Annotated in this window: 23 protein-coding genes; 14 read left to right on the forward strand and 9 right to left on the reverse strand. The window is 71.1% G+C overall.

Features of this window, described 5'->3' with window-relative positions; genetic code table 11:
• Positions 1-5: 5 nt before the first annotated feature.
• The 3 genes from pstC to A6A29_RS02225 form a co-directional block, all read right to left on the reverse strand.
• Complete coding sequence (pstC, locus tag A6A29_RS02215) at positions 6-1,055, reverse strand: phosphate ABC transporter permease subunit PstC (protein WP_079182539.1); 1,050 nt, start codon at positions 1,053-1,055, stop codon at positions 6-8.
• Positions 1,056-1,119: 64 nt separating this feature from the next.
• Positions 1,120-1,509 (reverse strand): hypothetical protein, encoded by a 390-nt coding sequence (locus tag A6A29_RS02220; RefSeq protein WP_143196944.1) that lies wholly within the window; start codon positions 1,507-1,509, stop codon positions 1,120-1,122.
• Between the two features lie 329 nt (positions 1,510-1,838).
• Positions 1,839-2,522, reverse strand: coding sequence for a PH domain-containing protein (locus A6A29_RS02225; RefSeq protein WP_073718194.1), 684 nt, complete (start codon positions 2,520-2,522; stop codon positions 1,839-1,841).
• A 137-nt stretch (positions 2,523-2,659) separates the two neighbouring features.
• On the opposite strand from A6A29_RS02225, the gene deoC reads away from it, so the two are divergent.
• Genes deoC through A6A29_RS02240 form a run of 3 tightly spaced genes read left to right on the forward strand, consistent with a single transcriptional unit; the run spans position 2,660 to position 5,956 of the window.
• Positions 2,660-3,607 (forward strand): deoxyribose-phosphate aldolase, encoded by a 948-nt coding sequence (deoC, locus tag A6A29_RS02230; protein ID WP_073718951.1) that lies wholly within the window; start codon positions 2,660-2,662, stop codon positions 3,605-3,607.
• A 5-nt stretch (positions 3,608-3,612) separates the two neighbouring features.
• Positions 3,613-5,052, forward strand: a complete 1,440-nt coding sequence (locus A6A29_RS02235; RefSeq protein ID WP_073718195.1) for an aldehyde dehydrogenase family protein — start codon at positions 3,613-3,615, stop codon at positions 5,050-5,052.
• A complete protein-coding gene (locus tag A6A29_RS02240) occupies positions 5,042-5,956 on the forward strand; it encodes an aldehyde dehydrogenase family protein (protein ID WP_073718196.1) in 915 nt (304 codons plus the stop codon). The genes A6A29_RS02235 and A6A29_RS02240 overlap by 11 nt, the downstream gene beginning before the upstream one ends.
• A 102-nt stretch (positions 5,957-6,058) precedes the next feature.
• Here the strand turns inward: A6A29_RS02240 and A6A29_RS02245 are convergent, their stop codons facing one another.
• Positions 6,059-6,472: a hypothetical protein gene (locus A6A29_RS02245; RefSeq protein ID WP_073718197.1), complete on the reverse strand. Its 414-nt coding sequence runs from the start codon at positions 6,470-6,472 to the stop codon at positions 6,059-6,061.
• A gap of 64 nt (positions 6,473-6,536) precedes the next feature.
• Between A6A29_RS02245 and A6A29_RS02250 the strand changes: the two genes are divergently transcribed.
• On the forward strand, positions 6,537-7,238 hold the full coding sequence (locus tag A6A29_RS02250; RefSeq protein WP_073718198.1) for a uridine kinase family protein: 702 nt from the start codon (positions 6,537-6,539) through the stop codon (positions 7,236-7,238).
• 310 nt (positions 7,239-7,548) lie between these two features.
• Here the strand turns inward: A6A29_RS02250 and A6A29_RS02255 are convergent, their stop codons facing one another.
• Positions 7,549-8,349 carry a SigE family RNA polymerase sigma factor gene (locus tag A6A29_RS02255; protein ID WP_073718199.1) on the reverse strand — a complete coding sequence of 267 codons (801 nt, stop codon included), beginning with the start codon at positions 8,347-8,349 and terminating at the stop codon, positions 7,549-7,551.
• A gap of 181 nt (positions 8,350-8,530) precedes the next feature.
• On the opposite strand from A6A29_RS02255, the gene afsQ1 reads away from it, so the two are divergent.
• The 5 genes from afsQ1 to A6A29_RS02280 all read left to right on the forward strand — a co-directional run bounded on the left by afsQ1 (position 8,531) and on the right by A6A29_RS02280 (position 12,437).
• Positions 8,531-9,208: a two-component system response regulator AfsQ1 gene (gene afsQ1 / locus A6A29_RS02260; protein ID WP_073718952.1), complete on the forward strand. Its 678-nt coding sequence runs from the start codon at positions 8,531-8,533 to the stop codon at positions 9,206-9,208.
• On the forward strand, positions 9,205-10,773 hold the full coding sequence (locus A6A29_RS02265; RefSeq protein ID WP_073718200.1) for a sensor histidine kinase: 1,569 nt from the start codon (positions 9,205-9,207) through the stop codon (positions 10,771-10,773). Before afsQ1 ends, A6A29_RS02265 begins: the two co-directional genes overlap by 4 nt.
• Positions 10,770-11,420: a hypothetical protein gene (locus tag A6A29_RS02270; RefSeq protein WP_385731289.1), complete on the forward strand. Its 651-nt coding sequence runs from the start codon at positions 10,770-10,772 to the stop codon at positions 11,418-11,420. The genes A6A29_RS02265 and A6A29_RS02270 overlap by 4 nt, the downstream gene beginning before the upstream one ends.
• 165 nt (positions 11,421-11,585) lie before the next feature.
• The gene (locus tag A6A29_RS02275; RefSeq protein ID WP_073718201.1) at positions 11,586-12,140 is read left to right on the forward strand and encodes a VanZ family protein; all 555 of its coding nucleotides are present in this window, start codon (positions 11,586-11,588) and stop codon (positions 12,138-12,140) included.
• 90 nt (positions 12,141-12,230) lie between these two features.
• A complete protein-coding gene (locus tag A6A29_RS02280; protein ID WP_073718202.1) occupies positions 12,231-12,437 on the forward strand; it encodes a PspC domain-containing protein in 207 nt (68 codons plus the stop codon).
• A gap of 95 nt (positions 12,438-12,532) precedes the next feature.
• Here A6A29_RS02280 and A6A29_RS02285 read toward each other — a convergent pair whose 3' ends face one another.
• Both A6A29_RS02285 and A6A29_RS02290 read right to left on the reverse strand, forming a co-directional pair.
• On the reverse strand, positions 12,533-12,826 hold the full coding sequence (locus A6A29_RS02285) for a hypothetical protein (protein WP_073718203.1): 294 nt from the start codon (positions 12,824-12,826) through the stop codon (positions 12,533-12,535).
• Between the two features lie 133 nt (positions 12,827-12,959).
• Complete coding sequence (locus A6A29_RS02290) at positions 12,960-14,114, reverse strand: adenosine deaminase (protein ID WP_073718204.1); 1,155 nt, start codon at positions 14,112-14,114, stop codon at positions 12,960-12,962.
• A gap of 101 nt (positions 14,115-14,215) precedes the next feature.
• On the opposite strand from A6A29_RS02290, the gene A6A29_RS02295 reads away from it, so the two are divergent.
• The gene (locus tag A6A29_RS02295; RefSeq protein WP_073718205.1) at positions 14,216-14,980 is read left to right on the forward strand and encodes an alpha/beta hydrolase; all 765 of its coding nucleotides are present in this window, start codon (positions 14,216-14,218) and stop codon (positions 14,978-14,980) included.
• 74 nt (positions 14,981-15,054) lie between these two features.
• Here A6A29_RS02295 and A6A29_RS02300 read toward each other — a convergent pair whose 3' ends face one another.
• Positions 15,055-16,008 (reverse strand): LysR family transcriptional regulator, encoded by a 954-nt coding sequence (locus tag A6A29_RS02300; RefSeq protein WP_073718206.1) that lies wholly within the window; start codon positions 16,006-16,008, stop codon positions 15,055-15,057.
• 62 nt (positions 16,009-16,070) lie between these two features.
• Between A6A29_RS02300 and A6A29_RS02305 the strand changes: the two genes are divergently transcribed.
• The 3 genes from A6A29_RS02305 to A6A29_RS02315 all read left to right on the forward strand — a co-directional run bounded on the left by A6A29_RS02305 (position 16,071) and on the right by A6A29_RS02315 (position 19,344).
• Positions 16,071-17,366, forward strand: a complete 1,296-nt coding sequence (locus A6A29_RS02305; protein ID WP_073718207.1) for an MFS transporter — start codon at positions 16,071-16,073, stop codon at positions 17,364-17,366.
• 172 nt (positions 17,367-17,538) lie between these two features.
• Positions 17,539-18,255, forward strand: a complete 717-nt coding sequence (locus A6A29_RS02310; protein WP_073718208.1) for a L,D-transpeptidase family protein — start codon at positions 17,539-17,541, stop codon at positions 18,253-18,255.
• A gap of 93 nt (positions 18,256-18,348) precedes the next feature.
• Complete coding sequence (locus A6A29_RS02315) at positions 18,349-19,344, forward strand: sigma-70 family RNA polymerase sigma factor (RefSeq protein ID WP_073718209.1); 996 nt, start codon at positions 18,349-18,351, stop codon at positions 19,342-19,344.
• 309 nt (positions 19,345-19,653) lie between these two features.
• Here the strand turns inward: A6A29_RS02315 and A6A29_RS02320 are convergent, their stop codons facing one another.
• Positions 19,654-20,043, reverse strand: coding sequence for an STAS domain-containing protein (locus A6A29_RS02320; protein WP_073718210.1), 390 nt, complete (start codon positions 20,041-20,043; stop codon positions 19,654-19,656).
• A gap of 299 nt (positions 20,044-20,342) precedes the next feature.
• On the opposite strand from A6A29_RS02320, the gene A6A29_RS02325 reads away from it, so the two are divergent.
• Entirely contained in the window at positions 20,343-23,621 is a 3,279-nt protein-coding gene (locus tag A6A29_RS02325) for a S8 family peptidase (RefSeq protein WP_198952997.1), read from the forward strand.
• Positions 23,622-23,659 lie beyond the last annotated feature (38 nt).

Genomic DNA, 23,659 nt, shown 5'->3' on the forward strand with positions numbered 1-23,659 from the left:
CCCTTCTAGGCGTCGCTGGAGGCGCCGGAGCGGCTGCGGGCGACGATCGACGAGGCGGCGAAGTTGACGACGAGGGTCATGAGGAAGAGCGCGAGACCGGCGGCCATCAGCGCGGACATGCCGAACGGGCTGGCCTCGCCGTAGCGCAGGGCGATCAGTGCGGCGACCGAGCTGGTGCCGTTCTGCAGGACATGCCACTGGATCTCGAAGACGGGCGAGATGATCAGGTAGACGGCGATGGTCTCGCCGAGCGCCCGGCCGAGCCCGAGCATCGTGCCGCCGATCATGCCGCCCTTGCCGAAGGGCAGGACGACGCTGCGGATCATGCCCCAGCGGGTGGCGCCCAGGGCGTACGCGCCCTCGCGCTCGCCGGCGGGTGCCTGCGAGAACACCTCGCGCATCACCGAGCAGATGATGGGCGCCACCATCAGGGCGACCACGATGCCCGCGATCAGGGTGGAGGAGGTGTAGACGGTCTCGGGGGCGAGCGGGTCGCGGGGGTCGGCCCCGTCGACCGTGAAGAGCGGGAACCACCCGAAGTAGGCGGCGATCCAGCGGGCGGTGGGCAGGACGGCGCCCTCGAAGAAGAAGAGCCCCCACAGCCCGTAGACCACGGAGGGCACGGCGGCCATCAGGTCGACGACGCTGATCAGGGTCCGGCGCAGCCCCGGCGGCGCGTACTCGGAGATGTAGAGGGCGCCGCCGATGGCGAGCGGAACCGCCACGGTGATCGCGGTCAGCGCGATGAGCACCGTGCCGATGAGCACCGCGGCGATGCCGAACCGTCCGGCGTCCGGTTCCCACGCCTGGGTCGTGAGGAACGCCCAGCCGGCCCGTTCGAGCGCCTGCCAGGCCCGGTAGAGGAGGAATCCGCCGACCAGGAGCATCACGGCCAGCACGAAGCCCCCGCCGCCCCGGGCCACCGCGCGGAACACCCGGTCGGGCAGCCCGGGGTCCGCGTACAGCCGCCGGGGCCCTTCGGATACGGCGCCGGGCTCGTCCGATGCGCCGGTGCGTGTCCCGGCGGGCGGGGGTCGCTCCTTTGTTCGTGTCATCACGCGGCCGACGCTCGCGGGACGCGATGAACCCGTGCGCCCCGAGATGTGAATGAGGTGTGCCCTAAAGGCAACTTCCGGTGACGTCCCCCATCTCGGCGAGGAGCGCGCGGAACCGTTCGTAGGCGGCCCGGCAGGTCGAGTGCCGTTCGTACGCCCGTGCGGAGACGGCCGTGGCGCGGCCGTCCGCTTCCCTCAGCAGCCAGATCCAGCCGTTGCCCGAAGGTGTGTGCTGGACGGCACCGGTCTGTTCCCGGTGGCTCTCGCGCAGTTCGTCGAAGGCGCGACGGCAGTCGCCGTACGCGCCGAACGCATGGGCGGACACCGCGACCACGCGTCCGTTCTGCGCGATCATCCGCCAGCCGTATCCCCCGTCCGTGTCGATGTCGATCCGACATCGTGCCCGTACCGCTTCCGCTCTGCCGGCACCATCAGCACCATCCGTACGCGTCATGTCGCCCCACCCCCCGCCGCCCCCTTCGGAAGTCGGGCGGCAGGCGCAATTTATTGAGCGGGGGGCGCGACCGGGGGCGCAAACCAGTCATCCGGTCGGTTTTCATCGCGATGTAGTCCGTAGGGCGTCCGCCATACACCGGAACGGCCCGCCGCCCGACGATCACCCGGTCCGGCGGTACGTGGCTTCCCGCAGGCCGGCGGACGCCGGGGTGCGGGCCCACGGGAAGGCACGCACCGCTCACGAACCGAGGAGCGGCGGACCCGACGCCCCGGCAACCCGGCGTCCGCCGGTCACCCGCCGGAACGCCGTCCTCACGTCACCTCACGTCACGCCACGGCGAGCAGCACGATGAGCGCCACCGCGCCCACCGCGGCCGGGGCGATCACCTCGTACGCCCAGCGCACCGGGGACGCCACGCCCGCCCCGCTCTTCCCGGTCGCCCCGCTCTCCGCGGCCCCCACGCTCTTCCCGCTCTCCCCGTGGCCCGCCCGCTCGGCCAGATCCCGCAGGTCCAGCACGGTCTGGTCGGCCGCCGCGACGCGCGCCTGCCTGTCGCGGACGTCGGCGTTGACCGAGGTCCGGCCGTACGGGTCGTCCAGGGACTGCCGCGAGGCCTTGCGGGCCGCCCGCTTGCGCTCCCGCAGCGAGACCGGCACCGCCCACAGCTGGAAGGTGGCGCCGTCCCGGGCGATCAGCTCGGTGGAGTACCCGGCGCGCACGTCGGCGACCGCGCTCCACGGCAGCTCGACCGTCCGGAACGGGTTGCGGATCCGGATCCGCGTGTCGTTCGCGAACACCGCGGGCCGCAGCGTGAACGCCACGATCAGCGGCACGGCGGTCAGCAGCCCGGCGAGCGCCACCCACGGCACCCGGCCGTCCCCCTGGAACATGGCATCACCGGCGAGCCAGGCGACCAGCAGAAGCAGCAGGACACCGCAGACCAGCCCGGCGCCCGACCGGTAGGTCCGGTCGGCATAGGTCGGCTCTGCGGGGGGTGTGGGGCTCGTCATAGGGCCGATTCTGCCTGACCGGAGCCCACGACGGCGGGGCGGCCGTGCGCCCGGCGCACGCCGCTCGGCGAATACGCACAGTCGGCCGGGTCCCCTGTACAGGTCGCTACGCGCGTAGATATGCTCATCTGGTGACCATGCCCACCACTGCTCCCGCATTCTCCGACGCGACCGCGTCCGACAGTGCGCTGCGCCGCTTCCTGTTCGGGCTGCCCGGCGTCGACGCCGTCGGCCTCGAAGCGCGCGCCGCGTCCCTCGGAACCCGTTCGATCAAGACGACGGCCAAGGCGTACGCCATCGATCTCGCCATCTCGATGATCGACCTGACGACGCTGGAAGGCGCGGACACCCCGGGCAAGGTCCGGGCACTCGCCGCCAAGGCCGTCAACCCCGACCCCACCGACCGCACGGCTCCGCGCACCGCGGCGGTCTGCGTCTACCCCGACATGGCGGCGACCGCCGTCGCCGCGCTGGCGGGTTCCGGAGTGAAGGTGGCGTCCGTCGCGACGGCCTTCCCCGCCGGACGCGCCGCGCTGGACGTCAAGCTCGCGGACGTCCGCGACGCCGTGGCGGCCGGGGCCGACGAGATCGACATGGTGATCGACCGCGGCGCCTTCCTCTCCGGCCGTTTCCTGAAGGTGTACGAGGAGATCCTCGCCGTGAAGGCGGAGTGCGGCTCCGCGCGCCTGAAGGTGATCTTCGAGACCGGCGAGCTGTCCACGTACGACAACATCCGCCGCGCCTCCTGGCTCGGGATGCTGGCGGGCGCGGACTTCATCAAGACGTCGACCGGCAAGGTCGGGGTCAACGCCACCCCGGCGAACACGCTCCTCATGCTGGAGGCCGTGCGCGACTTCCGGGCGCAGACCGGCGTACAGATCGGCGTGAAGCCCGCCGGTGGCATCCGCACCTCCAAGGACGCCATCAAGTTCCTGGTGCTGGTGAACGAGACCGCGGGCGAGGACTGGCTGGACAACCACTGGTTCCGGTTCGGCGCCTCCAGCCTGCTCAACGACCTGCTGATGCAGCGCCAGAAGCTCAGCACCGGCCGTTACTCCGGCCCCGATTACGTGACGGTGGACTGATCCCCATGGCATCTGCATTCGAGTACGCACCGGCGCCGGAATCCCGTTCCGTCGTCGACATCGCTCCGTCGTACGGCCTGTTCATCGACGGTGAGTTCACCGAGGCCGCCGACGGCAAGGTCTTCAAGACCGTCTCGCCGAGCAGCGAGGAGGTGCTCTCCGAGGTCGCGCAGGCGGGCGAGGCGGACGTCGACCGGGCCGTCAAGGCGGCCCGCAGGGCGTTCGAGAAGTGGTCCGCGCTGCCCGGCTCCGAGCGCGCCAAGTACCTGTTCCGGATCGCCCGGATCATCCAGGAGCGCAGCCGCGAGCTCGCCGTCCTCGAAACCCTCGACAACGGCAAGCCGATCAAGGAGACCCGCGACGCGGACCTCCCCCTGGTCGCGGCGCACTTCTTCTACTACGCGGGCTGGGCCGACAAGCTGGACCACGCGGGCTACGGCGCGAACCCGCGCCCGCTCGGCGTGGCCGGCCAGATCATCCCGTGGAACTTCCCGCTGCTGATGCTCGCGTGGAAGATCGCCCCGGCGCTCGCCACCGGCAACACGGTGGTCCTGAAGCCCGCCGAGACGACCCCGCTCTCCGCGCTCTTCTTCGCGGACATCTGCCGCCAGGCGGGGCTCCCCAAGGGCGTCGTCAACATCCTCACGGGCTACGGCGACGCGGGCGCCGCCCTCGTCGGGCACCCGGACGTCAACAAGGTCGCCTTCACCGGCTCGACCGCGGTCGGCAAGGCCATCGCCCGCCAGATCGCCGGTACGGACAAGCGGGCCACCCTGGAACTGGGCGGCAAGGGCGCCAACATCGTCTTCGACGACGCCCCGATCGACCAGGCCGTCGAGGGCATCGTCACCGGGATCTTCTTCAACCAGGGCCAGGTCTGCTGCGCGGGCTCCCGGCTCCTCGTGCAGGAGTCGATCCAGGACGAGCTGCTGGACTCCCTGAAGCGCCGGCTGTCCACGCTGCGCCTGGGCGACCCGCTGGACAAGAACACCGACATCGGTGCGATCAACTCCCAGGAGCAGCTCGCCCGGATCACCTCGCTCGTCGAGACGGGCGAGGCGGAGGGCGCCGAGCGCTGGTCCGCCCCCTGCGAGCTCCCCTCGGCCGGCTACTGGTTCGCGCCGACGCTGTTCACCGGCGTCACCCAGGCGCACACCGTCGCCCGCGACGAGATCTTCGGCCCCGTGCTGTCCGTCCTCTCCTTCCGCACCCCGGACGAGGCGGTCGCCAAGGCCAACAACAGTCAGTACGGCCTCTCGGCCGGCATCTGGACGGAGAAGGGCTCCCGCATCCTCGCGGTGGCGGGCAAGCTCCGGGCGGGCGTCGTCTGGGCCAACACGTTCAACAAGTTCGACCCGACGTCGCCGTTCGGCGGCTACAAGGAGTCGGGCTTCGGCCGCGAGGGCGGCCGCCACGGCCTGGAGGCATACCTCGATGTCCGATAACCGTCTGAGTGTCTTCAAGACCTACAAGCTGTACGTCGGGGGCAAGTTCCCCCGCTCCGAGAGCGGCCGGGTGTACGAGGTGACGGACTCCAAGGGCAACTGGCTGGCGAACGCCCCACAGTCCTCCCGCAAGGACGCCCGCGACGCGGTCGTGGCCGCCCGCAAGGCGTTCGGTGGCTGGTCGGGCGCGACCGCGTACAACCGCGGCCAGGTCCTCTACCGCGTCGCCGAGATGCTGGAGGGCCGCAGGGACCAGTTCGTACGGGAAGTGGCGGACGCGGAGGGCCTGTCGAAGTCCAAGGCGGCGGCCGTCGTGGACGCGGCCGTCGACCGCTGGGTCTGGTACGCGGGCTGGACCGACAAGATCGGCCAGATCGTCGGCGGGGCGAACCCGGTGGCCGGCCCGTTCTTCAACCTCTCCACCCCCGAGCCGACGGGTGTGGTGACGGTCCTCGCACCGCGGAAGTCGTCGTTCCTGGGGCTGATCTCGGTGATCGCCCCGGTGATCGCGACCGGCAACACCGCGGTGGTCATCGCCTCGGCCGACGCACCGCTGCCCGCGCTCTCCCTGGGCGAGGTGCTGGCCACCTCCGACCTGCCCGGCGGTGTGGTGAACATCCTGTCCGGGCGGACCGCGGAGCTCGCGGCCCCGCTCGCCTCCCACCAGGACGTCAACGCGATCGACCTGACGGGCGCCGACCCGGCGCTGGCGAAGGAGCTGGAGATCGCGGCGGCGGACAACCTGAAGCGGGTACTGCGTCCCCAGCCTGTGGACGCGGACGGCGACGGCGCCTCCACCGACTGGTCGGCCGACCCCGGTACGCACCGGCTGACGGCCTTCCTGGAGACCAAGACGGTGTGGCACCCCACGGGTTCCCTGGGCGCCTCCGGCTCCTCGTACTGACCCGCCGCACTCCCGGTACGCACTCCCGCAGGGCCGCCCCTCACCCGAGGGGTGGCCCTGCGCCGCGCCGTCGGCCGCGATCAGCCGTCGGCCGGCCCGTGATCAGCCGGTGATGAACCCGGTGACCTCGCCCACCACGGGCAGATCGTTCAGCGCGCCGCCGCTGGTCAGCGGGTCGGTGACGACAGCCGTGGTCACCGGCGCGAAGTCGGCGATCTGGGTGCCCACGGCGTTGTCCAGCGGGTCCACTCCGGTCCCGGCCAGCGGGTCGAGCTGAAGATCCGTGATGGGCGCGACGGCCCCGGCGAGCGAGTACCCGAGCGCCCCGGTCAGCGCGGGCGCGGCGGCGTCGGTGATCGCCCCGAAGGTGCTGTCGGCCTCGCTGGCGGGGGCGGAGGGCGGCGGTGCCGCCTGGGCGGCCGTGGCTCCGGCGCCGAGTGCGGCGCCCATCGCGGTGATGGTCAGACCGGCGCGCAGCAGAACGCGACGTGCGGGCTTGCGTGCATGAAGTCCCATGATTTTCCCACCTGATCGAGTCCGGATGTGTGATCGTCCGTGCGCGCAGAGTAGTTGAGGTGTGATGCTCGATACCAACAAGACCTCCGAGGGATCCCCTACGCGGGTCAATGCCTCACACTTCTGTTCTGTGAGTTCCCAACCGATCCCGACCCGCGTCGTGCTGCTCGCGGGCCCCTCCGGCTCCGGAAAGTCGTCCCTCGCCGCCCGCACCGGTCTGCCGGTGCTGCGTCTGGACGACTTCTACAAGGAGGGTGACGACCCCTCGCTGCCCCAGGTCCCGGGCAGCCCGGACATCGACTGGGACTCCGCGCAGTCCTGGGACGCGGACGCGGCGGTGACCGCCATCACGGAGCTGTGCCGCACGGGCCGCACGGAAGTGCCGGTGTACGACATCGCCACCAGCGCCCGCACGGACCAGGAGGCGTTCCACATAGAGCGTTCGCCCCTGTTCGTGGCCGAGGGCATCTTCGCGGCGGACATCGTCGGACGCTGCCAGGAGCTGGGGCTGCTGGCCGACGCGCTGTGCCTGCGCGGCCGTCCGTCGACGACCTTCCGGCGACGGCTGCTGCGGGATCTGCGCGAGGGACGCAAGTCGGTGCCGTTCCTGGTGCGGCGCGGGTGGCGTCTGATGCGGGCCGAGCGGCGCATCGTGGCCCGGCAGGCGGCACTGGGCGCGTATCCGTGCGGCAAGGACGAGGCCCTGGGCCGGCTGGCCGCGGCGGCTGCGGGCCGCTGCCGACGCGGAGCGTCCGCGGGAAGGTGAAGCGCGTCAGGGCGTCCGCGGGAAGGTGAAGCACCGCGGGGCGTCCGCGGGGGCCCCTCCGCGCCGCACTCGCGGCAGCCTCCTGGTCAGGCGCCGCTCTGCGCGGGACGGTCCCGGTGCACCGCATCGGCGGCGGGACACGCGAACGGGGCCGGACAGGACCCCCCGGCCCGTCCGACCCCGCTGCGTTCCCCGTACCGTCGCCTCCCCCGAAGCGCCGGCCTGTTCCCCCGTGTCCCCCGTATCCCCGTACCGTCGCCTCCCCCGAAGCGCCGGCCGTTTCCCCCGTATCCCCGTGTCCCCCGTTGCCTCAGGCCACCAGCTCGCCGAAGGACTCTTCCTCGTCACGGCCGAAGCTGAGGACCTCGTCCTCGCGCAGCCGGCGGAGCGACCGCCAGATGCTCGACTTCACCGTGCCGACACTGATGTCGAGGATCGACGCGATCTCCGGATCGGTGCGGCCCTCGTAGTACCGCAGGACCAGCATCGTGCGCTGGAGTTCCGGCAGCCGTGCGAGCGCCTGCCAGAGCACCGCACGCAGTTCCGTTCCGCGCATCGCGTCCGTGTCGCCCACCGTCTCCGGCAGCTCCTCGGTCGGATACTCGTTGAGCTTGCGCCTGCGCCAGGCGCTGATGTGCAGATTGGTCATGGTGCGGCGGAGATACCCGCCGACCGCCGCCTTGTCGCTGATCCTGTCCCACGCCCGGTACGTCGAGAAGAGGGCGCTCTGCAGCAGATCCTCGGCCTCGAACCGGTCGCCGGTCAGGTGATAGGCGGTTGCGTACAGGGAGGCGCGGCGCTCCCGGACGTAGGCCGTGAACGCCGCTTCGGCGTCCTCGGTCTCCGCCGCGGTCTTCCGCTCCCCCGTGACCTCCCCGTACGCGGTTCCCCCGTGCTTTCCCCCGTTGGCCCCGATGGGCGCGTCAACAACCGTTATGTACGACGGATGCTGACGCCCGGTGCCGCGAACGCACCCCCGCCCTCCCCCGAGCTCTCGACTCCGCTCGACCAGGGAGGTACCCCCTGTTGCACCGGACTTCTCCAGGCTCCGGCCGACGTCGTGGAGACGCGTGACAACTGCGCTTGAGCTGGTGCTGTGCAGTGCGTTCATCTCGCGCCCCCTCATCGGTGGAGTCCGTTCGTTCCCTGTGCCAACGAGCTTGCCCGGCCAGTTTCATCACGTTGTCCTGCGACTGTCACAGGGCTGTCACAGGGCCTGTTGGGCCGTGTCGGAACGATGGGAGGACTCCAACTGTCGAACTGAGGCGCCACCATGGGTCAGAATGACCCACGTGCCTTTCCTGTTGCTGATCGAGGACGACGACGCCATCCGCACGGCCCTCGAACTCTCGCTGTCACGCCAGGGCCACCGTGTGGCCACCGCGGCGACGGGAGAGGACGGCCTGAACCTGCTGCGGGAGCAGCGGCCCGACCTGGTCGTGCTGGATGTGATGCTGCCCGGGATCGACGGTTTCGAGGTGTGCCGGCGTATCCGCCGCACCGACCAACTGCCGATCATTCTGCTGACCGCGCGCAGCGACGACATCGACGTCGTGGTGGGACTGGAGTCCGGCGCGGACGACTATGTGGTGAAACCCGTACAGGGCCGGGTGCTGGACGCCCGTATCCGTGCGGTGCTGCGCCGGGGCGAGCGCGAGTCCACCGACTCGGCGACCTTCGGGACCGTGGTCATCGACCGTTCCGCGATGACGGTCACCAAGGACGGTGAGGATCTTCAGCTCACGCCGACCGAGCTGCGGCTCCTGCTGGAGCTGAGCCGCCGGCCCGGCCAGGCGCTGTCCCGGCAGCAGTTGCTGCGGCTGGTCTGGGAGCACGACTATCTCGGTGACTCCCGGCTGGTGGACGCCTGTGTGCAGCGGCTGCGCGCGAAGGTGGAGGACGTGCCGTCCTCGCCGACCCTGATCCGTACGGTGCGGGGAGTGGGCTACCGGCTGGACTCGCCTCAGTGAGTGAATCCGCAAAACGGTCACTCCGCGCGGGTCTTCGGTGGACCAGTCTGCGGCTGCGGCTCGTCGTCGTGTTCGCCGTGGTCGCGCTGACCGCCGCGGTGTCCGCGTCGGGGATCGCCTACTGGCTGAACCGCGAGGCGGTGCTGAACCGCACCCAGGACACGGCGCTCGGGGACTTCCGGCGGCAGATGCAGAGCACGGCGGCCACGCTGCCGGTGCGGCCCACCAAGGACGATCTGCAGAGCGCCGCCGTACGGATGGCGAGCAGCAGTCCGGGCTACAGCGTGCTGCTGGTGGACGAGCGCGACAGCGGCAAGCCGATCGTGGGCTACTCCGATCTGGACACGTTCACCCGGGTCAGTGTGCCGGACTCGCTGCAGAAGCAGGTGAGCCGGAAGCAGCAGCTGACGTCGGGCAACAAGTTTGAGTACCACCTGTTCTGGCAGCGTACGAAGATCGCGGGCAAGCCGTATCTGGTGGCCGGTACGAAGATCATCGGCGGCGGTCCGACGGGGTACATGCTGAAGTCGCTCGACCAGGAGCGTGCGGATCTGAACTCGCTGGCCTGGTCGCTGGGGATCGCCACCGGTCTGGCGCTGGTCGGTTCGGCACTGCTCGCGCAGGCGGCGGCGACGACCGTGCTGCGGCCCGTGCAGCGGCTCGGTGACGCGGCCCGCAAGCTCGGCGAGGGCAAGCTCGACACCCGGCTCGTGGTCTCCGGTACGGACGAGCTGGCCGATCTGTCCCGTACGTTCAACAGGACCGCGCATTCGCTGGAGAAGAAGGTCGCGGACATGACCGCGCGGGAGGAGGCGAGCCGCCGCTTCGTCGCCGACATGTCCCATGAGCTGCGGACCCCGCTGACCGCGATCACCGCGGTGGCGGAGGTGCTGGAGGACGAGGCCGACAGCCTCGACCCGATGATCGCGCCCGCCGTACATCTGGTGGTGAGCGAGACCCGGCGGCTGAACGACCTGGTGGAGAATCTGATGGAGGTCACCCGGTTCGACGCGGGTACGGCCCGGCTCGTCCTGGACACGGTCGATGTCGCCGACCAGGTCACCGCGTGCATCGACGCCCGTGCCTGGCTGGACGCGGTGGATCTGGACGCGGAGCGCGGCATGATGGTGCGGCTCGATCCGCGTCGCCTCGATGTGATCCTGGCGAATCTGATCGGCAACGCGCTCAAGCACGGCGGTTCGCCGGTGCGGGTGGCGGTGCGGACCGAGGGCGAGGAACTGGTCATCGAGGTGCGCGACCACGGCCCCGGCATCCCACAGGACGTCCTGCCGCATGTCTTCGACCGGTTCTACAAGGCCAGCGCCTCCCGGCCGCGCTCCGAGGGCAGTGGCCTCGGGCTGTCCATCGCCATGGAGAATGCCCATATCCACGGTGGTGACATCACGGCCGCGAACTCTCCGGACGGTGACGGCGCCGTGTTCGTCCTCAGACTGCCGCGCGACGCGGAGGAGCTCGCCGGGCCCGACCGGTCCCTCGGGGCCGACGGGACCGGAACCGACACACACGGCGCGCAAGGCCGGAACGAGGAGGGTGAGGCGACGTGAGGCGCAGCGAGCGCACGTCCCGTGCACCCCGCACGGGGCGCACGGGCGGCCCGCGGCGGCCCGCCGTCGTGCTGGCCGCCGCCCTGGCCGGGGTGGCCCTGCTCTCCGGCTGCGGAATCCGGACCACGTCGGTGCCGGTGGACGCCGGGGCGGCACCGTCGCGGGTGCCGTGCCGCCTCTCCTCGCCGGACTCCGCCACGAAGGCGCTGGACGGCATCGAGGTCGACGTCTATCTGGTGTGCGCCTCGCAGCTGGTGACGGTCGACCGCACCGTGCCGGTCCCCGCGACGACGTCCGACCGTCTGCTGGTCGCGCGGGCCCTCCTGGACGAGGTGCGGTCCCCGCCGCCCGCCGACGAGCGCCGGGCCGGGTTCTCCACTGCGGTGCCGACGAGCCTGCGGGTCACCGAGGGGCACAAGAGCGACCCGCAGGGCACGCTGAGGCTCAGTACGCAGCCCGAGGACCTGTCGGCGGAGGCGCTGGCCCAGCTCGTCTGCACGTACGCGGAGAGCGACGTGCTCGTCTCCGCGGGCACCGTCGTCCTGGGCGGCCCCGGGAACTACGCGCCGCGGGGCTATCTGTGCACGACGGAGACGAAGGCGCGGCCTCAGGCCGTACCGACGCTCGGCGCGGTCGAACTGCGCTGAGCCACCTCCGGCCGAGCGCCCCGAGCGGACGCGTCGGAGCTGACCGAGCCCGGTGCGGTCGAGCGGGCGCGGTCGGGGCGATCGGGGGCGCGGACCGCTCGCCGTCGCGCCGGGCGCACCTTCCTGCGGTCGCGCGGAACCGATCCTGCCGGTCGTGGCGTCTTGGTGGACGTGCGTCAAGGTTCGGGCGGCCAGACCGTCATCCGCTTCCGCGCGTCGGGGGTCTCTCTCCTCTTCGCGCATCTGCTGCTCGTCGCGTGGCTGACTCTGCGCCCGCTGGATGTGCCCTGGATGACGGCCGCGAATTTCGAGCCGTTGGCCGGTATCAGGGCAGATCTGGCTCTCGGCCCGGTCGAGGCGGCCCGCCGTATCGGTGAGGGGCTGCTCCTGCTGGCCCCACTGGGTGTGCTGCTGCCGTTGGCCGGGGGGCGGCTCTTCGTCTCCCCGTGGGTCTCGCTGGTGCGCACGGTCGCCGCCGGTGCCCTGATCTCGCTGGCCATCGAGCTGGCGCAGACCGCCGTGCCCGGACAGGTGGTGGACATCGACTCGCTGCTGCTGAACACCGCCGGGGTGGGACTGGCCCATCTGCTGGTCGTCCCGGTGTGCCGGGCCCGGCTGCGCCGCCGCGAACAGCCGGGGGTACGAGACGCCCCCCGCCTCAGGGACGAGGCCCCTGGGGGCCCGACCCCGACGATTCCCAGGGTCGGCATCGCACCGTAGAGCGATGCTCCGTACCGCTTCGCCGAGCCACTATGGATACATCGGGAGCCACCCACCGCTCCCCCGGAACGGTTCACGAAGGAGCCCACCATGGCCGCACTTGCCCGCCCCCGCGAAGGACGCATGATCGGTGGAGTGTGCGCAGCGCTGGCACGGCGCTTCGGCATCTCCGCAGGGACGATGCGCATCATCTTCGTCGCCTCGTGTCTGCTCCCCGGCCCGCAGTTCCTGCTGTACCTGGCGCTGTGGGCGCTACTGCCGTCGGAGAAGTCCGCCACGTCCGCGACGGCCTGGTGACGCGCGGACCACGGGGAGCACGCGCAGTGGGGCACACACCCGGACCGGGTGGGTGCCCCACTGGCATGTGCGGTGGTGTGCCGCGGGGGTGGTGATCAGCCGCCGAGCGGGATCCCGTTCGCCGACAGGCCCTTGGTGGGCAGGCCGCCGAGCAGGCCGGTGACGGGGGCGACGGCGTCGGTGGCCTCGCCGCCGAGGACCTTGTTCGCGGTCTCCTGGACCAGCAGGGACTTGGCGACGGTGTCCAGGGCGCTGGTGGAGACGGGGAGCGCACCGGCGACGGCGTCGACCGGCAGCGCGGTGACGGCGGAGGCACTGCCGGCGGCGGCAGCGGCGAAAGCGGCACCGAGGGCGGCGACGCCGAGAGTCCTGGCAGCAGACTTCTTCATGAGAATTCGTCCTTGGGGAAGGGGATGTGAGCGGCTTCGCAACGTAGCCAGCTCATTACCTGTTCCGCAAACATGGCGACACACGAAAAACGGCCGGGACACGAAGACCCCGGCCGTTCCCCCTGAGCTGCTCTCAGCCCACCGGGGACGAAGAACCGCTGGTCGCGGCGGTCTGCCGGAACAGCCATTCGGACTTCAGTTCCGCGTATCCGGGCTTGACGACGTCGTTGATCATCGCCAGACGTTCATCGAAAGGAATGAACGCTGATTTCATCGCATTGACTGTGAACCACTGCATGTCGTCGAGCGTGTATCCGAAAGTCTCGATCAGCCTCTCGAATTCCCCGCTCATGCTCGTCCCGCTCATCAGCCGGTTGTCCGTATTCACCGTGGCGCGGAAATGCAGCTTCCGCAGCAGCCCGATGGGGTGCTCGGCGTAGGAGTCGGCGGCGCCGGTCTGGAGGTTGGAGGTCGGGCACAGCTCCAGCGGGATGCGCTTGTCGCGTACGTAGGAGGCGAGCCGGCCCAGCGTCACGGTGCCGTCATCGGCGACCTCGATGTCGTCGATGATGCGGACGCCGTGACCGAGGCGGTCGGCGCCGCACCACTGGAGGGCCTGCCAGATCGACGGGAGCCCGAACGCCTCGCCCGCGTGGATGGTGAAGTGGTTGTTCTCGCGCTTGAGGTACTCGAACGCGTCGAGGTGCCGGGTGGGCGGGTAGCCCGCCTCGGCGCCCGCGATGTCGAAGCCGGCGACGCCCAGGTCGCGGTAGCGGTTGGCGAGTTCGGCGATCTCCAGGGCGCGGGCGGCGTGCCGCATCGCGGTGAGGAGCGCGCCGACGCGGATGCGGTGGCCGTTCGCGCGGGCCCGGCGCTCGCCCTCGCGGAAGCCCTCGTTGACCGCTTCGACGACCTCTTCGAGGGTCAGTCCGCCGGTCAGGTGCTGCTCGGGGGCGTAGCGCACCTCGGCGTAGACGACGCCGTCCTCGGCGAGGTCCTCGGCGCACTCGGCGGCCACCCGGAACAGGGCCTCACGGGTCTGCATGACGGCGCAGGTGTGGGCGAATGTCTCCAGGTAGCGCTCCAGCGAACCGGAGTCGGCCGCCTCGCGGAACCAGACGCCGAGCTTGTCGGGCTCGGTCTCGGGAAGGTCGTCGTAGCCCTGCTCGCGCGCCAGGTCCACGATCGTGCCGGGGCGCAGGCCACCGTCGAGGTGGTCGTGGAGGAGCACCTTGGGGGCACGCCGGATCTGGTCGGAATCAGGGACATTCAGGGTCTGGCTCGTCATCTTGGCACTCTAGCGCCTACGCGCGTAGAGCGCTTCGTCGATGCGTAACAGTGACCGCGAAGTCGGGTGGAGTACACCTCTCCTTCTGAGACTGTTCTGTCATGGCACAGCGCGCACTTCCCCTGCCTGCTGCGAGGCTGGGACGGGCCGTCCTCACGGCCGGAGCACCACCCGAGGTCAGCGGCGTCGTTCTGCTGCTCCCGGACGGCAGGGCGGACTCGCCCCGCCGTCCTTCCGCCTGGTCGTACGCGGTCCAGCTGCCGTTCGCCCGGACCCTGGCCCGCGCGGGCCGGGACGACGGTCTCGCGGTGCATGTCCTGCGCTACCGCGCGCGCGGCTGGAACGGTGACGCGGCCCCGGCAGCGGACGCCGAGTGGGCGGCCGACGAGGCCGTACGGCGCTACGGCGACGTCCCCGTCTGCCTCGTCGGCCACGGCATGGGCGGCCGGGCCGCGCTGCGGGCCGGCGGGCACACCGCCGTGACGTCCGTGCTGGCGATGGCCCCCTGGCTGCCGGAGCACGCCCCGGACGAGCCCGATCCGGAGCCGGTGAAGCAACTGGTGGGGCGGCGGGTGCTGATCGTGCACGGCACGAACGACGCGCACACGGACCCGGAGCTGTCGTACCGGCTGGCCGAGCGGGCCAAGAAGTCCAACCGGGACACCTGCCGCTTCGAGGTCCACTCCGACGGGCACGCGCTGCGCCAGCACCGGTCCGAAGTGGAGGCACTGGCCGCCGACTTCGTCCGGGGATCGCTGTTCGCCCGGTCCTACGCCCGGCCGGTGGCCGACGCGCTGGCGGCCCCGCCGCCGCTGGGGCTGCGGATGCCGCTGGCCGCCGGGTTCGGCCGCTCGCTGCGCCCGTAGCGCCGGTCGGTCCGGGAGCCGCCCGCGCCCGTAGCGCCGCCCGGTCCGGGAGCCGGCCGCGCCCGCCCTGCCGGTCAGTCCGGGAGCAGGTGGCCCCGACGGGAGAGCAGGAAGCGCTTGAAGGCGGCGACGGGCGGGGTGTCCGGGTGGCCGTCCAGCCAGGCGACGCCGATCTCCCGGGCCGCCCGCGGGGCGGTGACGGTCAGCTCGACGACACCGGGCCGGGCCACCGCGGGGGGCGGCAGGAGAGCCACCCCGAGTCCCGCCGCGACCAGACCGCGCAGGGTCTCGGCCTCCTCGCCCTCGAAGGCGACCCGCGGGGTGAAGCCCGCCTCCGCGCAGAGGTCGTCGGTGATCCGCCGCAGGCCGTAGCCCGGTTCGAGGGTGACGAAGAATTCGTCGGCGGCCTCCGCGAGGCGGACGCGGCGGCGGCCCGCGAGGCGGTGGTCGTCGGGGACCACCAGGCGCAGCCGCTGCTCGTCGAGGCGGCGGGCGACCAGGTCCGGGGCGTCGGGGACGGGTGAGGTGAGGCAGAGGTCGAGGCCGCCCGCGCGCAGGCGCTCGATCATCGCCTCGCCGTAGTTCTGGACGAGCTGGAAGCGGACCTTGGGGTGGTCGACGCGGAAGGCCCGGATCAGGGCGGGCACGGTCTCGGAGCCCATGGTGTGCAGGAAGCCGAAGGCGACCTTGCCCGCGCTGGGGTCGGCGTCCGCCCGTACGGAGTCGGCGGCCTTCTCCACCTCGGCCAGCGCCCGCTCCGCCGAGCCCAGGAAGGTGCGGCCCGCCGGGGTGAGCGAGACGGTACGGCCCCTGCGGGCGAACAGGGCGACGCCCAGATCCTGTTCGAGTCTGACCATGGCCCGCGAGAGCGTCGACTGCGGGACTCCCAGCTCGTGCGCGGCGCGGGTGACGTGCTCGTGACGGGCCACCGCCGCGAAGTACGCGAGCCTCGGCGCGAGTACCGCGCGGATGTCTTCTTCGTAACTGCTCGGTGACAGCCGAGGCTGTGAGCTGCGTTCATGCACCATGGGAACGATTATGACGAGTTCGTGCATTGGACGCATGAAACGCGGAAGCCTACTTTCGACGTATGCCTCCTGCCAGTACCGGGGCATCCACCCTCGCCGTGGATGCCTCAGCCGCGCCGTCCCCCCTCTCCACCACCGACGCCACCACGCGTCTTGAGCCCGGCCGCCCCGGCTACCGCCGGATGAGCTTCGCGCTCTTCGCCGCCGGGATCGCGACGTTCGCCCTCCTCTACTCCACCCAGGCACTGCTGCCCGCCGTCTCCGCCTCCTTCGGCGCCACGGCGGGACAGGCGAGCTGGACGGTCTCCGCGGCGACCGGGGCGCTGGCCCTGTGCGTCCTGCCGCTGAGCGCGCTCTCCGAGCGGTTCGGGCGGCGGCAGATGATGACCGCCTCGCTGACGGTCGCCGTACTGGTGGGTCTGCTCATCCCGTTCGCCCCGTCGCTCGGCTGGCTGATCGCGCTGCGGGCCGTGCAGGGAGCCGCGCTCGCCGGGCTGCCGGCCTCCGCGATGGCGTATCTGGCCGAGGAGGTGCGGCCCAAGGCGCTGGTCGCCGCGATCGGGCTGTTCGTGGCGGGCAACAGCATCGGCGGCATGAGCGGCCGCATCCTCACCGGCTGGGTCGCCCAGCTGTGGGGCTGGCGGGCCGCGCTCTTCTCCGTGGGGCTGCTCGCCGTGGCCTGCGCGGTCGTCTTCCACTTCATGATCCCCAAGGCCCGGCACTTCACGCCCGGCTCGCTGAACCCGAAGGCCCTGGCGAAGACCGTCGGCGGGCACCTCGCCGATCCGCTGCTGCGCCGCCTGTACGCGATCGGCGCCCTGTTCATGACGGTGTTCGGCGCGGTCTACACCGTGATCGGCTACCGGCTGGTCGAGGCCCCGTTCAGCCTCCCGCAGGGCATCGTCGGCTCGATCTTCCTGGTCTACCTGGTCGGCACGGTCTCCTCCGCCGCGGCCGGACAACTGGTCGCCCGGCTCGGCCGCCGGGGAGCGCTCTACCTCGCCGTCTCCACCACGGCCGCCGGTCTGCTGCTCTCGCTGGCCGGCCAACTGCCCGCCGTGCTGCTGGGCCTGGTGCTGATCACGGCCGGGTTCTTCGCCGGGCACGCGGTCGCCTCGTCCTCGGTGAGCCGTACGGCCACCACGGGCCGCGCCCAGGCATCCGCGCTCTACCAGTCCGCGTACTACCTGGGCTCCAGCGCGGGCGGCACGCTCGGTGCGGTCGCCTTCCACGCCGGGGGCTGGGCGGGGACGGTGGCGCTGGGGCTGCTCGCGGTCCTCGGCGTCGTATCGATCACGCTGTACGGGACCCGGGTCGCGCGGGCCGAGCGGCGCGCGCTCGTCCCCGCCACGCGCTGAGCGGCCCGTCGAACCCGCAGAACCCGCTGACCCCGCTGAACCAAGGGCGGCGCGAACCGGCCGGACCCGAACCGGTACGCGATCGCGAGGTCACCCCGCGCAACCTCCACTCCCCTTCGCGCGTCCTAGCAGACGAGACCGACGTACTGCCTGCGAAGGGGAGTTGGCGTACATGAGAGTCACACCGAAGATGCCTGCCGTGCGGCTGCGGCGCGGGGTCGCGCTGTCCGTCGCCGGACTGGTGGCGGCGCCCGCGCTGGTCCTGGGCACCGGCACCGCCGCCCAGGCGGCGTCCTGCACGAAGTCCACCGGGCCGTACCAGAAGAAGGTGGAGAAGTTTCTGAAGCGGCCCGTCGACGGCAAGCAGTCGACGGCCGACTGCAAGGCCACCCAGAAGTTCCAGAAGGCCCACGGGATCACGCCCACCATCGGGTACGCGGGGCCGCTCACCTGGCGCACCATGAACACGATGCTCGACCAGAAGGCCGCCGGGAAGAATCCCAACAAGGCGAAGAAGTGTCCCACCGACAAGGGGCGCGTCGCGTGCGTGGACCTGACGCGGCAGCTGAGCTGGATCCAGGACGGCAAGAAGCTGAAGTTCGGTCCGGTGCCGGTGCGGACCGGGCGCGACGGAGCGGAGACGCGTACCGGCGCGAGCAAGGTGTACTGGCGCGACATCAAGCACTGGTCGACGATCTACAAGGTCTGGATGCCGTACTCCCAGTTCTTCGACGGCGGCCAGGCGTTCCACTCGGTCACCAAGTCCATGTACAACCCTCCGGGCTCGGGCGGCTGCGTCAACATGCGGCCCGCGGACGCGAAGTCGTACTGGAAGCTGCTGAAGAAGGGCGACGACGTCTTCGTGTACGGACGCAAGCCCGGAACGTGAGGGGCTTTGGTGCTTCCCACCCGATTGTCAGTGGCCTGCGGTAGCTTCCAGAGTGCTGGATGAGTGGTGTCACAGCGCAACAGGGGTGGAGCGATGAGCGATCTGACGAAGACGGCCACGGCGAGCGTCGACAGCCGTCTGGAAGGGCACCGGGTCGAGCTGACCGGCTACTGCTACCGGATGCTCGGCTCGGCCTTCGAGGCCGAGGACGCGGTCCAGGACACCCTGGTGAGGGCCTGGCGCAATTTCGACAAGTTCGAGGGCCGTTCCTCGCTGCGGTCCTGGCTCTACCGGATCGCGACGAACGTCTGTCTGGACATGCTGAACGCGGGCAACAAGCGGGCCAGGCCGGTGGATCTGAGCGGACCCACCCCGCTGGCCCGGGCGGCGCTCAACCCGCTGCCCGAGAACACCTGGCTGGAGCCGATGCCGGACGGCCGGATCCTGCCGTCGGTGGAAGATCCCGCGGAGGCCGCCGTGGCCCGGGAGTCGGTGCGCCTCGCGTTCGTCGCCGCGCTTCAGCATCTGCCCCCCAAGCAGCGGGCCGTGCTGATCCTGCGCGAGGTCCTCGCCTGGAAGGCGAGTGAGGTCGCCGAACTGCTCGACACCTCGGTCGCCTCGGTCAACAGCGCCCTCCAGCGGGCGCGGGCCACACTCACGGAGACCGAGGACCGGGCCGCGGACACCGCGAACCCGCTCGACGCGGAGCAGCAGAAGCTCCTCGAACGGTACGTGACGGCGTTCGAGGGCTACGACATGACGGCACTGACCGCGCTGCTCCACGAGGACGCCGTGATGACGATGCCGCCGTTCGATCTCTGGCTGAAGGGGCACGAGGACATCACGGGCTTCATGCTCTCCTTCGGCGCGAGCTGCGCGGGCTCCCGTCTGGTGGCGACCGAGGCCAACGGGACACCGGCGTTCGCGCACTACAAGCCGAACCCCGAGGGGCCCGGTTTCGTGCCGTGGGCGTTGCAGGTCATCGACATCACGGACGGCGCGATCTCCGGGATGCACTGCTTCCTGGACACCCCGCGCTGGTTCCCGCTGTTCGGGCTGCCCGACCACCTCCCCGCCGCTACGGCGTGAGCCGGCGCTCCGGCCGGGTGCGGCGGTACGGCCGGGGAGGGCGATACGCCCTGGTGGGCGGCTGGGCCGTGCTGGCGGCGGGCGGGTGGGGGCTGACCCAGTGGGTGGGTGAGCCGGCCGCGACGGGCGGGCCGGCCCCCCGGCCCTCCGCCGGTGCGGGCGCGGAACCGGGGCCGCAGCCGGAGCACTGGTACGACCACCTCTGCGACGACCCCGCCGCCGTCACCGCTGCCGACGCCGCCCGGCGACAGCGGGACCGCCTACGCGGTGACATGCGTGAGCACCGCCCCGGACTGAGCAGGAGACTCCTCAGGGCACGGACGGTCGGTGTGGCCCTGGAACCCGTTGCTCCGGGTCGTCCAGGGCCACCACATCGGCCAGCCCCACCAGGTGCAGCAGGGTCCGGACCTCCGGCGGTACCCGGCGCAGCCGTAGCCGTCTGCCGCCCGCCCTGCGTGCGACGAGCCCCAGCCGGGCCACCGCCTCGACCAGGGCCAGATCCGGCTGGACGACCCCGCCCACATCGCATTCCACCGCCTCGGCGGGGTCGAGGGAGGCGGCCTGCGGGCTCCGCAGCAGCGACTCCAGTTCCGCGCAGAGCCCCGGCACGGCGGACCGGGTGACGCGGCCCGCGACGACAAGAACGATCGGGTTCATGGCATCCACACCAAGCAGACCGGTGCGGCCGCCGAAACTCATCTGCGGCTGTCGAGAAATCGACGCTGCCGGACCGTGATTCCGCCCGTCCGCCCGCAGTTCCGCGCACTCACCCGCACATTTTTCGTCAACTCCTCACTCATGCACCACTTTCGTGAACCTGTGCGCACGGTTTCCCCTCTTGTTCCCTGAACCTGTGGGCATCGGCAGCACAGCGGTGCCCACAGACCAACGGTTCCCAGGAACCGCCTCATTCTCCAGGGGGAGAGTTGCGCAGACACGTGAAGAGCGCGTGTGTTTCGACGATCGCCGCGGCAGCAGCCGTGGCCATCGCGGCGGGGATGACCACGCCCGCCGCGGCACAGCCGGACAGGGCCGGTCCCGCCGGCTCCCGAGCCGGTGCCGCGGCCAGGGCGACGCACCATCTGACGCTCATCACCGGCGACCGGGTCACGGTCGACGCCAAGGGACGGGTCGTGGGCTTCGAGCCCGCGAAGGGGCGTGCCGGGATACCGGTCCAGAAGCGGATACGCGACGGGCACACGCTCGTCATACCCGCCGACGCCCACCGGCTGATCGCCTCCGGAAAGCTGGACCGACGGCTCTTCGACATCACGGAGCTGAACCGCCCCGAGAACCGCCGCGCCCAGCAGAAGGGCCTGCGGCTGATCGTCGGCTACCGGGGAGCGCAGGCGGCGGCCGCGAAGGCCGACGTGCGTGACGCGGGTGCCACCCGGGTCGGCCGGAGCCTGAAGTCGCTGAACGCGGAGTCGGTGACCACACCGAAGGGGGACGCCAAGGACATCTGGCAGGCCCTCACCAGCAAGCAGGCCCACAGCCCCCAGCGCACCACGGCGGCGGGCGTCGACCGGGTCTGGCTGGACGGGGTGCGCCGGGCGAGCCTGGACAAGAGCGTCGCCCAGATCGGCGCACCGGCCGCCTGGCAGGCCGGGTACACCGGCAAGGGCGTGAAGATCGCGGTCCTGGACACGGGTGTGGACCCCACGCACCCCGACCTCAAGAACCAGATCCTCGCGTCGAAGAACTTCACCGCTTCGCCCGACACCAAGGACCGGGTCGGGCACGGCACGCATGTGTCCTCGATCGCGGCCGGTACGGGCGCCAGGTCCGGCGGAAAGTTCAAGGGCGTGGCCCCGGACGCCAAGCTGCTCGAAGGCAAGGTCCTCGACGACGACGGCTTCGGCGACGACTCCGGCATCCTGGCCGGCATGGAGTGGGCGGTCGCGCAGGGCGCCGACATCGTCAACCTGAGCCTCGGCGGCGGCGACACCCCCGAGATCGACCCGCTCGAAGCGGCGGTCAACAAGCTGTCGGCCGAGAAGGGCGTCCTGTTCGCCATCGCGGCGGGCAACGAGGGCGACGGGGCGGGCACGGTGGGTTCGCCGGGCAGTGCGGACGCCGCGCTGACCGTCGGTGCCGTCGACGACAAGAACATGCTGGCGGACTTCTCCAGCCGCGGTCCGCGCATCGGCGACGGTGCCATCAAGCCCGATGTGACCGCCCCCGGAGTGGACATCACGGCGGCTGCCGCCCCCGGTTCGGCCATCGACCAGGAGGTCGGCCAGAACCCGCCCGGCTACCTGAGCATTTCCGGTACGTCGATGGCGACCCCGCATGTCGCGGGCGCCGCGGCGCTTCTCAAGCAGCAGCACCCGCAGTGGACGTACACCGAGCTGAAGGGCGCGCTGACGGCCTCCACGAAGCCGGGCGCGTACAACGCGTTCCAGCAGGGCTCGGGTCGGATCGCCGTCGACAAGGCGCTCGGCCAGAGCATCGTCGCCGACCCGGTCTCGGTGAGTTTCGGTGTGCAGGAGTGGCCGCACACCGATGACACCCCGGCCACGAAGAAGGTGACGTACCGCAACCTCGGTACGAGCGATGTCACGCTCGATCTGACGGTGGCGGGCACCGGGCCGAAGGGCAAGCCCGCTCCGGCCGGCTTCTTCGTCCTGGGCGCCGACAAGGTCACCGTCCCCGCGGGCGGCACCGCCGACGTGGAGCTGACGGCCGACACCCGGCTCGGCGGCGCGGAGAACGGCGCGTACTCCGCGTATGTCGTGGGCACCGGTGGCGGGCAGAGCGTCCGCACCGCGGCCGCGGTCGAGCGTGAGGGCGAGGCGTACGACGTCACGCTGAAGACCATCGGCCGCACCGGCGGGGCCCCCGCCTTCGCGGAGGTCGCTCTGGACGCGCTCGACGGCCTGGGGGCCTCGGTCGCCCCCGTGGTCACCGACGGAGTGGCCAAGGTGCGGCTGCCCAAGGGCACGTACGCGCTGAACGCCAACATCTACGCGAGCGAGAACCCCGAGGCCGGCGTCGACTGGCTCGCTCAGCCGAAGCTGAACGTCACCGGTGCCACCGCGGTCACGCTGGACGCCCGCACGGCGAAGCCGGTCTCCTTCACGCTGCCGGAGAAGGGCACCAAGGCCCAGGGCCTGTTGACCGAGTACACGGTCTCGACCAAGAACAGCGAGGCGAGCTTCGGCTGGATCCTGGGCGACACGAAGGGCTTCGGCACCGCCCACGTCGGTCCGCAGATCACCGACGGTTCGCTCTCCCAGAGCTGGACGGGCAACTGGACCAAGGGCGCGTCGAGCGAGTACAACATCGCGCTCGGCGGAAAGGTGAAGCAGCTCGCGACGGGCTACAGCCGTAAGTTCACGGCCGGTCAGTTCGCTACGCTGAAGGTGTCCATGGGGGTCGGCGCGGTCTCCAGGAAGACCGGCCAGATCTACGCGTGGGCCTCGCTGCCCGACAGTGAGCAGTTCTTCGGCAAAGCGGCCGAGCAGAAGCTGCCCGGTACCCGCACGGTCCGCGTCTCCACCCTCGACAAGGCCCGTTGGAGCTTCGACTTCCAGCAGGTCGGCGGGCACACCCCGGAAGACTTCCCGCTGACCGAGGCGTACTACATGGTCGGCGACGAGGCCGCGTACAAGGGCGGCAAGAGCTACACGAAGACCGTGAACACCGGGGTCTTCGGTCCCCTGCTGTCCTCGGAGTCGGGCATCTTCCGCAGCGGCAACGACATCGCCGCCGCCCTGCCGGTCCTGGCCGACGGCAAGGGCAACTACGGTTCGCCGGAGCTCTCCTCGGTGAAGACGGTCCTCTACCGCAACGGCAAGAAGATCGCCCAGAACGAGGACCCGCTGACGGGCGGCGAGTTCTTCAAGGTCCCCTCGGCCGCCGCCGACTACAGGCTCACCACCTCGGTGCGGCACAGCGCGAAGATCGGTGCGCTGTCCACCCGGATCGACGCGAGCTGGTCGTTCCGCTCCAAGAAGACGCCGGGCGCCCAGCTCCCGGCGTCCACCGTCCGCTTCAGCCCCGCGCTGGGCACGGACGGCCGGGCCAAGGCGGGCAAGGCCGTCCCGGTGCCGGTGAAGGTGCAGGGCTCGGCCGCCGGAAAGAACCTCAAGTCGCTCACGGTGTACGTGAGTTACAACGACGGCAAGACCTGGAAGAAGGTCACCGTCAAGAAGGGCAAGATCTCCGTGAAGAACCCGGCGAAGGGGAAGGCCATCTCCTTCAAGGCCAATGTCACGGACAAGAAGGGCAACAAGTCATCGGTGACGATCCACAGCGCGTACCTGGGCAAGTGACCCCGGACCGCAGGCGCTGAGGCCCCGCAGGGGCTGAG

Source organism: Streptomyces sp. TSRI0281, assembly GCF_001905125.1.
Taxonomy (GTDB): domain Bacteria; phylum Actinomycetota; class Actinomycetes; order Streptomycetales; family Streptomycetaceae; genus Streptomyces.

Excerpts from the sequence above, each read along its gene's own strand:
- A6A29_RS02235 (WP_073718195.1), top strand. The coding sequence starts at position 3,613 with ATGGCATCTGCATTCGAGTACGCACCGGCGCCGGAATCCCGTTCCGTC.
- A6A29_RS02255 (WP_073718199.1), bottom strand. The coding sequence starts at position 8,349 with ATGAACGCACTGCACAGCACCAGCTCAAGCGCAGTTGTCACGCGTCTC.
- A6A29_RS02325 (WP_198952997.1), top strand. The coding sequence starts at position 20,343 with ATGACCACGCCCGCCGCGGCACAGCCGGACAGGGCCGGTCCCGCCGGC.
- A6A29_RS02240 (WP_073718196.1), top strand. The coding sequence starts at position 5,042 with ATGTCCGATAACCGTCTGAGTGTCTTCAAGACCTACAAGCTGTACGTC.
- A6A29_RS02285 (WP_073718203.1), bottom strand. The coding sequence starts at position 12,826 with ATGAAGAAGTCTGCTGCCAGGACTCTCGGCGTCGCCGCCCTCGGTGCC.
- A6A29_RS02305 (WP_073718207.1), top strand. The coding sequence starts at position 16,071 with ATGCCTCCTGCCAGTACCGGGGCATCCACCCTCGCCGTGGATGCCTCA.
- A6A29_RS02250 (WP_073718198.1), top strand. The coding sequence starts at position 6,537 with ATGCTCGATACCAACAAGACCTCCGAGGGATCCCCTACGCGGGTCAAT.
- A6A29_RS02315 (WP_073718209.1), top strand. The coding sequence starts at position 18,349 with ATGAGCGATCTGACGAAGACGGCCACGGCGAGCGTCGACAGCCGTCTG.
- A6A29_RS02290 (WP_073718204.1), bottom strand. The coding sequence starts at position 14,114 with ATGACGAGCCAGACCCTGAATGTCCCTGATTCCGACCAGATCCGGCGT.
- A6A29_RS02295 (WP_073718205.1), top strand. The coding sequence starts at position 14,216 with ATGGCACAGCGCGCACTTCCCCTGCCTGCTGCGAGGCTGGGACGGGCC.
- A6A29_RS02225 (WP_073718194.1), bottom strand. The coding sequence starts at position 2,522 with ATGACGAGCCCCACACCCCCCGCAGAGCCGACCTATGCCGACCGGACC.
- A6A29_RS02245 (WP_073718197.1), bottom strand. The coding sequence starts at position 6,472 with ATGGGACTTCATGCACGCAAGCCCGCACGTCGCGTTCTGCTGCGCGCC.
- deoC (WP_073718951.1), top strand. The coding sequence starts at position 2,660 with ATGCCCACCACTGCTCCCGCATTCTCCGACGCGACCGCGTCCGACAGT.
- A6A29_RS02220 (WP_143196944.1), bottom strand. The coding sequence starts at position 1,509 with ATGACGCGTACGGATGGTGCTGATGGTGCCGGCAGAGCGGAAGCGGTA.
- pstC (WP_079182539.1), bottom strand. The coding sequence starts at position 1,055 with ATGACACGAACAAAGGAGCGACCCCCGCCCGCCGGGACACGCACCGGC.
- A6A29_RS02310 (WP_073718208.1), top strand. The coding sequence starts at position 17,539 with ATGAGAGTCACACCGAAGATGCCTGCCGTGCGGCTGCGGCGCGGGGTC.
- A6A29_RS02320 (WP_073718210.1), bottom strand. The coding sequence starts at position 20,043 with ATGAGTTTCGGCGGCCGCACCGGTCTGCTTGGTGTGGATGCCATGAAC.
- A6A29_RS02280 (WP_073718202.1), top strand. The coding sequence starts at position 12,231 with ATGGCCGCACTTGCCCGCCCCCGCGAAGGACGCATGATCGGTGGAGTG.
- A6A29_RS02300 (WP_073718206.1), bottom strand. The coding sequence starts at position 16,008 with ATGGTGCATGAACGCAGCTCACAGCCTCGGCTGTCACCGAGCAGTTAC.